Origin of the sequence: Faecalibacterium sp. AF10-46, from assembly GCF_003604105.1 — a bacterium.
Lineage (GTDB): Bacteria > Bacillota > Clostridia > Oscillospirales > Ruminococcaceae > Faecalibacterium > Faecalibacterium taiwanense.
The window spans coordinates 88,910-98,928 of the sequence record NZ_QVGY01000004.1; the positions used below are offsets into that span (position 1 = coordinate 88,910).

General features: G+C 56.4%; 8 protein-coding genes and 5 tRNA genes. 5 read left to right on the forward strand and 8 right to left on the reverse strand.

The features are described 5' to 3' along the window. Positions 1-20: 20 nt before the first annotated feature. The 3 genes from DWV57_RS06330 (at position 21) to DWV57_RS06340 (ending at position 3,834) form a co-directional block, all read left to right on the forward strand. On the forward strand, positions 21-941 hold the full coding sequence (locus tag DWV57_RS06330) for a radical SAM protein (RefSeq protein WP_120020289.1): 921 nt from the start codon (positions 21-23) through the stop codon (positions 939-941). Positions 942-1,085: 144 nt separating this feature from the next. Continuing rightward, complete coding sequence (locus DWV57_RS06335) at positions 1,086-2,174, forward strand: sugar kinase (RefSeq protein ID WP_005945787.1); 1,089 nt, start codon at positions 1,086-1,088, stop codon at positions 2,172-2,174. A gap of 133 nt (positions 2,175-2,307) precedes the next feature. After that, the gene (locus DWV57_RS06340) at positions 2,308-3,834 is read left to right on the forward strand and encodes a hypothetical protein (protein ID WP_120020290.1); all 1,527 of its coding nucleotides are present in this window, start codon (positions 2,308-2,310) and stop codon (positions 3,832-3,834) included. 143 nt (positions 3,835-3,977) lie between these two features. On the opposite strand, the gene DWV57_RS06345 is transcribed toward DWV57_RS06340, so the two are convergent. Next, a complete protein-coding gene (locus DWV57_RS06345; protein ID WP_120020291.1) occupies positions 3,978-5,297 on the reverse strand; it encodes an MATE family efflux transporter in 1,320 nt (439 codons plus the stop codon). 18 nt (positions 5,298-5,315) lie between these two features. Beyond that, a complete protein-coding gene (locus DWV57_RS06350; protein ID WP_243112314.1) occupies positions 5,316-6,305 on the reverse strand; it encodes a helix-turn-helix domain-containing protein in 990 nt (329 codons plus the stop codon). 170 nt (positions 6,306-6,475) lie between these two features. Between DWV57_RS06350 and DWV57_RS06355 the strand changes: the two genes are divergently transcribed. Then, positions 6,476-7,639 carry an MFS transporter gene (locus DWV57_RS06355; RefSeq protein ID WP_120020293.1) on the forward strand — a complete coding sequence of 388 codons (1,164 nt, stop codon included), beginning with the start codon at positions 6,476-6,478 and terminating at the stop codon, positions 7,637-7,639. 91 nt (positions 7,640-7,730) lie between these two features. Here DWV57_RS06355 and DWV57_RS06360 read toward each other — a convergent pair whose 3' ends face one another. Further along, positions 7,731-8,108: a PH domain-containing protein gene (locus DWV57_RS06360; protein ID WP_097777588.1), complete on the reverse strand. Its 378-nt coding sequence runs from the start codon at positions 8,106-8,108 to the stop codon at positions 7,731-7,733. 143 nt (positions 8,109-8,251) lie between these two features. Here DWV57_RS06360 and DWV57_RS06365 point away from each other — a divergent pair, with 143 nt between their 5' ends. Next, a complete protein-coding gene (locus tag DWV57_RS06365) occupies positions 8,252-9,241 on the forward strand; it encodes a nucleoid-associated protein (protein WP_120020294.1) in 990 nt (329 codons plus the stop codon). A 192-nt stretch (positions 9,242-9,433) separates the two neighbouring features. Here DWV57_RS06365 and DWV57_RS06370 read toward each other — a convergent pair. The 5 genes from DWV57_RS06370 to DWV57_RS06390 form a co-directional block, all read right to left on the reverse strand. Further along, positions 9,434-9,509 (reverse strand) — tRNA-Gly (locus DWV57_RS06370). 30 nt (positions 9,510-9,539) lie between these two features. After that, a tRNA-Phe gene (locus tag DWV57_RS06375) sits at positions 9,540-9,615 on the reverse strand. A gap of 169 nt (positions 9,616-9,784) precedes the next feature. Then, positions 9,785-9,858: transfer RNA gene (locus tag DWV57_RS06380), tRNA-Asp, on the reverse strand. A gap of 3 nt (positions 9,859-9,861) precedes the next feature. Continuing rightward, positions 9,862-9,937: transfer RNA gene (locus DWV57_RS06385), tRNA-Val, on the reverse strand. A 6-nt stretch (positions 9,938-9,943) separates the two neighbouring features. Then, positions 9,944-10,019 (reverse strand) — tRNA-Gly (locus DWV57_RS06390).

The following is a 10,019-nucleotide window of genomic DNA, read 5'->3' on the forward strand; positions in this document are numbered from 1 at the left end:
AGCAAAGGACTTTGGATATTATGCCGAAAAGCGATTTCGTCTCCATTCCCTCTTCCTGCACCCTCTGCCCGCGCCGGTGCAGGGCCGACCGTGCTGCCGGACGCACCGGTTTCTGCGGCGCGGGCGGCACCTTAAAAGCAGCCCGCGCTGCCCTGCACTACTGGGAGGAGCCATGCATCAGCGGCACAAAGGGCAGCGGCACGGTGTTCTTTTCCGGCTGCACCCTCAAATGCTGCTTCTGCCAGAACTATCCCATCAGCGCCGAGGGCCTTGGCAAAGAGATCAGCTTGGAACATCTGGCAGAGATTTTCCTGAATCTGCAGGAGCAGGGTGCCAACAACATCAATCTAGTCACGCCCGGCCAGTGGCGGCCCTGGATCATTGCCGCGCTGGATATTGCCCGGGCTAAGGGCCTGCATCTGCCCATCGTATGCAACACCGGCGGCTACGAAACGGTGGAAAGCGTGGAAGCATGGCGCGGATACATCGACATCTGGCTGGCCGACCTGAAATACGTCTCCTCCGCCCTCTCGGCAGAGCTTTCCTCTGCACCGGACTATTTTGCGCAGGCAAAGCCCGCCATTGAAGCCATGATGGCACAGGCCGGGCACCCGGTGTTCAATGCAGAGGGCATCCTGCAAAAGGGGGTCATTCTGCGGCACCTTGCCCTGCCCGGCCATGTTGACGACAGCTTTGCGGTGCTTGACCAGATGGCCGCGTGGAACGATGCAGACCCCGGATGCTTCATCCCCAGCGTCATGAGCCAGTACACACCGTTTTACAAAGCCGCAGAGCACGGCATCGGACGGCGCATTACCACCTATGAATACCGCCGGGTGGTCAACTATGCCATAGACAAGGGACTGGCGCAGGGCTACATGCAGCAGAAGAGCAGCGCAAAGGAAGAGTATACGCCTTCTTTCGACTTGACAGGGGTATGAATTCGTCAAATCTCCCAAAAAAGGCTGATTATTTTCTCTTTCATCCCCGCGGAAGTGCTTGCAATCCCATCCGGGCCGGGTTATAATGGATACAACGATGTGTTAACAGAGCTCTGATGAGCTGTAAATATCAGGAGGAGCGTTATGGAACATTTCAACCCGATCCTTGGCAACGATACCACCGGCCAGAAATTCATCACCTGCGGTGAGATCATGCTGCGCCTGACCCCGCCGAACTACGAGAAGATCCGTATGGCATCCGGCTTTGAGGCCAGCTACGGCGGCAGCGAGGCCAACATTGCACTGGCACTGGCTAACCTTGGTGTGGACAGTACCTTCTTCAGCGTGGTGCCCAACAACAGTCTGGGCAAGAGCGCCGTGCGCTGGCTGCGTTCCAACGACGTGCACTGCACCCCTATGATCCTGACCGAGCCGAACGAGACTCCTTCCAACCGTCTGGGTACTTATTATCTGGAGACCGGCTACGGCATCCGCCCGTCCAAGGTCATCTATGACCGCAAGCACAGTGCCATTACTGAGTACGATTTCTCGCAGGTGGATCTGGATGCTTTGCTGGACGGCTACGACTGGCTGCACCTGAGCGGCATCACCCCGGCACTGGCACCCAACTGCCGCACCCTCATTCTGGATATGCTCAAGGTCGCCAAAAACAAGGGCCTGACCGTCAGCTTCGACGGCAATTTCCGCTCCACCCTGTGGAGCTGGGAAGAAGCCCGCGATTTCTGCACCGAGTGCCTGCCCTATGTGGATGTGCTGCTTGGCATTGAGCCGTACCACCTGTGGAAGGATGAGAGCGACCACTCCAAGGGCGACTGGAAGGACGGCGTGCCTCTGCAGCCCAGCTATGAGCAGCAGGACGAGATTTTCCAGCACTTCATCGAGCGGTATCCCAACCTCAAGTGCATTGCCCGCCATGTGCGTTATGCGCACAGCGGCAGCGAGAACAGCCTGAAGGCTTTCATGTGGTACGACGGCCACACCTTCGAGAGCAAGCTGTTCACCTTTAATATCCTTGACCGCGTGGGTGGCGGCGATGCCTTTGCCAGCGGCCTGATCTACGCCATGCTGCACAACTACAGAGCCATGGATATGATCAACTTTGCGGTGGCAAGCAGTGCCATCAAGCACACCATCCACGGCGATGCCAACATCACCGATGATGTGAGCACTATCCGCAACCTGATGAACATGAACTACGATATCAAGCGGTAAGCGCTTTTTCCCGGTCTGGTTTCCTGCTTTTGTGCAGGAGACCAGATTTTTTTGTGGGCAAACACTTTTCCTGCCGGTTTTTTCTGTTATACTACAGGTATGTCATTTTGTACTTTATTTCAGGAGGTTTTTCATGCATTCGACCCGTTTCCAGCGCCTGCACCGGAGGTTCGGTGCCGCACTGATGCCATCCAGGATCGCCTTTCTGGCCGTTCTTCTCTATCTGATCTCATTGATCCCGATTTTCCTGTTTTCATCTTACTGTCACCCTCTGGCAGACGATTTTACATACGGACTGCTTGTGCATCGGGCGGTTGTTTCCGGCGGCGGGATCCCGGAGATTCTGTCCGCTGCAGCGGAAACGGTGCGCGACTACTATTTCACTTGTCAGGGGACGTTTTCAGCAATTTTTCTATTTGCATTACAGCCGGGGGCTTTTTCAGAGTCTGCCTATTTTCTCACCCCATTCATCATTATCGGCTGCCTGAGCCTTTCCACCTTCGTCCTGATGCATTTTGTCTATTGCAGGCTTCTGGGCGGAAAAAGCAGTCAGGCCGTGATCCTCTCCGCGCTGACGCTTCTGCTCTCAGTTCAGATGGTGACCAATCAGGCGCAGGCGTTTTACTGGTTCAACGGCGCTTCCTATTATGCGGTCTTTTATTCGTTTTCGCTTCTCTTTTTTGCCGGGATCGGTACCCTGCTGCTGGACGCCGGCAAAAAAGTGCATCCGGTGCTGACTGGGTGCTGTGCATTGCTTGCGGTTCTGATCGGCGGCGGAAATTACAGCACCGCCCTGACCACCAGCTTCATCGCCTCTGTTCTCTGCGCCGCATGGTTATTTTTCAAAAAGCCCGGCCGGTTCCGCCTTGCTGTGATTCTTCTGATCCTGCTGGTTTCCTTTGCAATCAGCGTTCTTGCGCCCGGAAACGCTGTCCGGGCTGCCCGCGAGGCATCCATTTCCCCCGTGCTGGCCATTCTTCTTTCTCTGTCCAACGCTGTTATCTGGGTGATGAGCTGGGTCAATCTACCTCAGATCGTCCTGTTTGCGATCGCCGGGGTGTTTTTCTACTGCCTGCCGGATCGCCGCATCCTTCCGTTCCGGCATCCGGTGCTGGCAAGTACTCTGATCTTTGGCCTTTACGCTTCGCAGTACACCCCGCCGCTGTATGCTATGGGCTACATCGGCTCCGGGCGTCAGATCAACATTTACTGCTACAGCTCCTACTGGTGCATTTTTGCAATCCTCTATTACTGGATCAACTGGTTCAAACACACCCGTTCCGAGCCATCAGGGCTGCCCGCTTTTCTTGCTGTACCATCCCACCGGGCAGCTTTCTTTCTGGCAGGCATCCTCATGCTGGCCGTCGGTCTGGTGGGACCGGAGGATCCTCTGCCCTCTCTCCAGCGGCTTACCTCCGGCAAGGCAATCACTGCCATTGTCGATGGCTCTGCAGACCGGCATGAACAGGCTTATCAGGAACGTCTGGAGCTTCTTCTGACACCTTCTGATGTCTGTGTTCTTCCGGGGCTTCTGCCGCCCTGCCCGCCGTTTGAGGATGATCTTCTTGCCGCATCCGAAGATGACGGTGAATACTGGCAGAACGAAGCTCTGGCGGAATACTTCAATCATAAAAAGGTCGTTCTGGACGCTGCAGGCTGATGCCTGCTTTCTCACAGAGCAAAAAAGGGGCTGTTGCAAAATAAAAATGCGCTAGCATCGTGCAAAAGTAGGAACCCGGAACCTGTTCCGAGCCAAGCGGCTCAAGAAGGTTCCGGGTTCCTGTTTTTGTGCTATTTGCTTTTTTAGCGCTTCTTTTTCAGGTAGTATCCAATGCCAATGGCATCTGCCAGCGCCCAGCCAATGGGCACGCTGAGCCAGATGCCGGTAACGCCCAGCGGCGTGGCCGAAAGCAGATAGGCCAGCGCCACGCGGGTGCCCAGCGATGCAATGGTGAGCACCACCGACATCTGCGGCTGGTTGACGGCGCGGTAATAGCCGTACAGCAAAAACAGAATGCCGATGCCAATGTAGCACGCGCCCTCAATGCGCAGGTAGTGCACACCGGCTGCAATAATGGCCCCTTCGCCCGGGTCGATGAAGATGCTCATGAGCGGCGAAGCAAAGGCGCACACCAGCACGCTGATGCACACGCAGAACATTGCGCTGCACAGGCCCGCACTGCGGATGCCCTTTTTGATGCGGTCGGTCTGGCCCGCGCCGTAGTTCTGGGCCACATAGGTGGAAAACGCATTGCCGAAGTCTTGCACCGGCATGTAGGCAAAGGAATCGATCTTGACCGCCGCCGCAAACGCCGCCATGATCACGGTGCCAAAGCTGTTCACAAGACCCTGCACCATCAGGATGCCAAAGTTCATGATGGACTGCTGGACACTGGTCATGACGGACAGATTGAGGATGATATCCAGATTCTTTTTGTCCCAGCGGCAGTCGGCCTTTTTGGGGCACAACTGCGGGAATTTTTTGAGAGTGTACAACACGATGCCAATGCCGGACACGAACTGCGAGAACACTGTTGCGCCCGCCGCGCCCTTCACTCCCCAGTTCAGCACCAGCACGCACACAAGGTCCAGAATGACGTTCAGCACCGCCGAAACCGCCAGAAACAGCAGCGGCACCACCGAGTTGCCAATGGCGCGCAGCAGGTTTGCAAAGTAGTTATACAAAAAAGTAGCCGTAATGCCCAAAAAGATGATGAGCAGGTATTCCTTCATCAGGGGGCGCAGCTCCTCCGGCACCCGCAGCACCCACAGGATTCCGTCCAGTCCCAGATACACCAGCACGTTCAGCACCAGCGAGATGCCTGCAATGAGGACGAACGAAAGGAACACGCTCTGCCGCATCCGGTCCTGCTCGCCGCTGCCATACTGCATGGAAATGGCCGCACCGCTGCCCATGCACAGGCCCAGCAAAATAGAGGTGAGGAAGGTCATGAGGGTATAGGACGAGCCCACTGCCGCCAGCGCGTCTGCGCCGAGAAAGCGGCCCACTACCCATGTATCCGCAATGTTGTACATCTGCTGCAGCAGATTGCCCAGCATCATCGGCAGAGCAAACAGCAAAATGCTGCCGGTGATGGGGCCTTTGGTCAAACTACGCTGCATTGTTTCCGATTCTCCTTTTTATAACGCTGTTTCAGCCGGTGCACTGGCTCTGCCGCCGTCCCGCCTTGAAAGAGACTGCTCTCTTCCTGCAAACTTCTGACGGTACTCTCTGGGCGTGCAGTGCTTGATCTCCCGGAAGGTCTTTGTAAAGTAGCTGGTATCCGAAAAGCCGCAGTCGGCACCGATCTCGCCGATCTTCATGCTGGTGGAAAGCAGCAGCTCGGCGGCCTTTTCAATGCGGTACTGCTTGACATACTGGATGGGTGTGATCCCCAGCAGCTGCCGGAAGCTGCGCAGGCAGGCGCTCTCACTCAGGGCCACACAGTCGGAAATGCGCTCCACGTTTAGTTCCTCAGCATAATGCTCTTCCACAAAACGCAGCATCTGTTTCATGCGCTGGGCCGCGATCTGCTCCTGCTGAGAGACCTTTGTTTTTCCACCCTCGCACTGCATTCCCAGCAGATGCACCGCCGCCGAAAGATGGTACCGCGCCTGATTCTCATAGTCAAAGACCTCTTGGGCCACTGCGTCCCAGACTTCCCGCAAATGGCAGAGCACGGCCTTCTGCCCGTCGTGTGCCTCGTTCAGCAGAAAGAACGCCGGTGCTCCCGGCTGAAGCAGCGGGTGTACGAGCTTTTGCCAGAAGATGGTATCCATGCCGCCGATCAGGCGCGGATGGAATACCCCGGAATGCAGCAGAGCATCCCCGGTCTCAGCCTGCTCCACCGCATGGAACACTCCGGAATTGACAAACACGCCCTGCCCGGTCTGCAAAATCAGACGGGCTTTGTTCACGTCCACCGCCAGCGGACCTTTTACGGCAAGGATGTATTCAAACTCTTCATGCCAATGCCATGCTACCGAGTAGCTTTTGAGGTCCTCTTCATAGCAGGCAATGGGAAACAGTGCGCTGCCGTGCTGCACCAGCTCCCTGCCCTCGCTATCCGCCACAATATCCGGCGGGCAGTTGAGCCCGCCCGCTGCTGCACAGCTGGTCTGAAAAGCCACAGTCTGCCATCTCCTTTCCGTCAAGGTGCACATCCGCATCCGCGCCGGTTTTGTTGTACCAATCGGGCGTTTTTATCCTAATATTCCGCTCCGATGTGTGATATTATTACATCAGCAAAGCACACGATGCATTGCAAGTATAACATGCTTCCCGGAGGAACTCAAGATTTATGGTACAGCTTCTGCTTCCGATCATTTACATCTCGTTCATCAGTCTGGGCCTGCCGGATTCCCTGCTGGGGTCGGCGTGGCCCTCCATGTATCCGGCGCTCGGTGTGCCGGTGTCCTATGCGGGGCTGATCTCCATGATTATCTCCTTTGGCACCATCGTTTCCAGCCTGAACAGCGACCGGCTCACCCGTGCGCTGGGCACTGGAAAAGTGACCGTCCTCAGTGTGGCCATGACAGCTGCCGCGCTGTTCGGCTTTTCGATCTCCACACAGTTCTGGATGCTCTGCCTGTGGGCCGTGCCCTACGGGCTGGGCGCAGGCAGCGTAGACGCGGCCCTGAACAACTATGTTGCCTTACATTATAAAAGCCGCCACATGAGCTGGCTGCACTGCATGTGGGGCATCGGCACCATGATCAGCCCCATGGTCATGGGCCGGGTGCTGGCAGGCGGCGGGCCGTGGACATCCGGCTACCAGTACATTGCCCTGCTCCAGATCCTGCTGAGCGCAGTGCTCTTTTTCAGTTTGCCGCTATGGCAGGGCCGTACTGCAGGCACTGAAGCCGAAGCTGCTTCGCCGCAGGCGCTGAGCCTTGGACAGGTATTCTGCCTGCCGGGTGCCAGAGAGGTGATGCTGTGCTTCTTCTGCTACTGTGCATTGGAGACCACGGCCGGTCTGTGGGCCAGCAGCTACCTCACGCTGACGAAAGGCGTTGCCGCCGACACTGCCGCCAGCTTTGCCAGCCTGTTCTACATCGGCATCACTGCCGGGCGCGCCGCCTGCGGCTTTTTGACCCTGAAATTCAACGATACGCAGATGATCCGCATGGGTCAGTGCATTCTGGCCGCAGGGGTGCTGGCTCTGCTGCTGCCCGGGCCGCAGATCCTTGCCCTGAGCGGTCTTGTTCTTGTGGGGCTTGGCTGTGCGCCCATCTATCCCAGCATCATCCACTCCACGCCGGAACACTTCGGTGCGGACAGATCGCAGGCGGTCATCGGCATCCAGATGGCAAGCGCCTATTTGGGCAATCTGGCCATGCCGCCGCTGTTCGGCCTGCTGGCAAACAACATCACTCCGGCACTGTTCCCTTTTTACCTGCTGGCACTGCTGGTGCTCATGGTATTCATGCACGAACAGCTGGTGCGCAAAACAAGCCGCTGCTAATTCTGCCATTCTCCTATTCTCCTATTTCATATACAGCAAAAGGCTCCCTGTCCGGTCTCGGGCGGGGAGCCTGCTGTTTTAAAGGAGTTATTTACAGGATGCACCGGCTGATGGCGTTGGCGACCGCAAACAGTTCCTGCTGGCCGATAAAGCCAAACTTTGCCTCGTGTCCGTCCGCAAAGCAGACGGTCAGCTGCGATGCCTGCACCGGGTCGCCAAAGCCTGCCGTCTGGATCCCGAAGTGCAGCACCTTGCGGTACGGCAGCACAAAGATCTGCTGCCGGGTTCCGGTAACGCCCTGCATATCCACCATGATGATGCGGTGGGTGGTAAAGATCACCTGATCGCGCACCGTCTTGTAGGCACCCACGATGCTCTCACCGTCCAGCAGCAGCGCGCGGGCATTTTTGCAGATATCCTTTTCCTGAAGGCGGATGAGGTTTTCCATTGGCTTATCACGGAATTCCATGGTTTTTGTCCCCTTTCCTGCGTGGTTTCCTGCCCTTATTGTAGCATTCCTGCAGGCGGTTTACAAGATGTGCTCTCGCCTTTTGGGCCGGGCTGTGCTATACTGTATGCCAAAGAGATTCTTATAAAAACGAGGTAACTCCCATGGAGATCATCATTCATCAGGCCATTCTGCACGTGCTGGACACCACCATGGATGCGCCTGTACTCAGCGGCAGCGGCATGGAAATGACCGCCGAAAAGACCGCCTATTTCCAGTACCACATCGAAAAGCTGCTTGCCAGCGACGATATCCGCCAGTGCCGCCCGCTGCCGGATTCCGCCTTTAAAAACGAGCTGGAGCACAACCACGATTTTGTGGATCTCTCCTGCCGCATCGCGGGCGTTCTGTTCGACTATATGCACGCGCACACCACCATTCCGGGGGCAGACCTTGCCGTGGTGGATTTTACCCGCGATGGTGAGCCGTGGCTGGGCATCCTGAAGTTGAACTACAAAAACGGCTACACCCACTACACCGAGACCGTAGAGGGTGCCCCGGTGAACTCCATCATACAGCAGCGGGCCTGCCTGCCCAGCCAGAGCGGCAAGGTGGAGGAAGGTGCCCTTGTCAATCTGACCGACTACTCCATGAAGCTGCTGGAAAAAAAATTTGATATCGACGGGCACAAGGATTTTTATCTTTCCACTGTGGTGTTCCAGTACACCACCGCTCAGCCGGAGAAAAAGAAGCTGCAGGCCATTCAGGAAGCCGCTGTTCAGGCCGTGCAGGAAAACTATGCTGACCAGCCCCACGTAGAGGCTCAGGTCGCGATGCTGATCGCCAATCAGGCCGTTGACAACGACAATCAGGTATCCATCCAGCAGGTGCGTCAGCAGTTGGAAGAGGAATATCCCCTTGCCGCCGTGCCCTTTGATGATTATGTGGAAAAGAGTGATGTGCTGGAAGCGCCTGAGCAGCCCGTGACTGTGACCCCCGCGCGCATCCGCCGCATGGAGAGCCGCAGCATCCACACCGCCAACGGCATTGAGGTGAAGATTCCCACCGAACTGCTCAACTCGGACAACGAGGTGGAATTTCTGCACAGCGACGACGGCAGCATTTCGCTGCTCATTAAAAATGTGATCCTGTAAGAAACGATTTAAAATTGTCTCCGCGCACGGATCGCGCTCTGACAATATCAGCGGAATCATTATTTTCATATTTGCAAAAGCCGAAAAATCTGCGGATTTTCCGGCTTTTCTTTTTTCACAGGAAGGAGCCGTAACGGGGAACAACAAAAAAGCCATCGTTTTTGCATTTCTGCATCAACGATGGCTTCGTATTGGAGCGGCCGACGAGGCTCGAACTCGCTACCTCCACCTTGGCAAGGTGGCGCTCTACCAGATGAGCTACGGCCGCATATTGGAAACCCTGCTGGGTTTCCTTGACTGGTGCCTCCGATCGGAATCGAACCAATGACACGGGGATTTTCAGTCCCCTGCTCTACCGACTGAGCTACAGAGGCATAAGCGGTGCAATTATCCCTGCACCCTCCCGAGCGATTCTCTCGAATTTCGGGGCCCCCGCGAAAGCTTGCGAAGCAAGATTTTGTGGGGAAGAGGAGAAAGTCTGGCGTTCATCACGGCAGTCTTGCTTGCAAGACCGCCCGATGAACTGCAGGACTTTCGACGAAGCGACCCGGATCGGGCTCGAACCGACGACCCCCAGCGTGACAGGCTGGTGCTCTAACCAACTGAGCTACCGGGCCAAATGGTGGAAGTTAACGGGCTCGAACCGCTGACCCTCTGCTTGTAAGGCAGATGCTCTCCCAGCTGAGCTAAACTTCCACAAAATGGAGCGGCCGACGAGGCTCGAACTCGCTACCTCCACCTTGGCAAGGTGGCGCTCTACCAGATGAGCTACGGCCGC

Excerpts from the sequence above, each read along its gene's own strand:
- DWV57_RS06330 (WP_120020289.1), top strand. The coding sequence starts at position 21 with ATGCCGAAAAGCGATTTCGTCTCCATTCCCTCTTCCTGCACCCTCTGC.
- DWV57_RS06335 (WP_005945787.1), top strand. The coding sequence starts at position 1,086 with ATGGAACATTTCAACCCGATCCTTGGCAACGATACCACCGGCCAGAAA.
- DWV57_RS06340 (WP_120020290.1), top strand. The coding sequence starts at position 2,308 with ATGCATTCGACCCGTTTCCAGCGCCTGCACCGGAGGTTCGGTGCCGCA.
- DWV57_RS06345 (WP_120020291.1), bottom strand. The coding sequence starts at position 5,297 with ATGCAGCGTAGTTTGACCAAAGGCCCCATCACCGGCAGCATTTTGCTG.
- DWV57_RS06355 (WP_120020293.1), top strand. The coding sequence starts at position 6,476 with ATGGTACAGCTTCTGCTTCCGATCATTTACATCTCGTTCATCAGTCTG.
- DWV57_RS06360 (WP_097777588.1), bottom strand. The coding sequence starts at position 8,108 with ATGGAATTCCGTGATAAGCCAATGGAAAACCTCATCCGCCTTCAGGAA.
- DWV57_RS06365 (WP_120020294.1), top strand. The coding sequence starts at position 8,252 with ATGGAGATCATCATTCATCAGGCCATTCTGCACGTGCTGGACACCACC.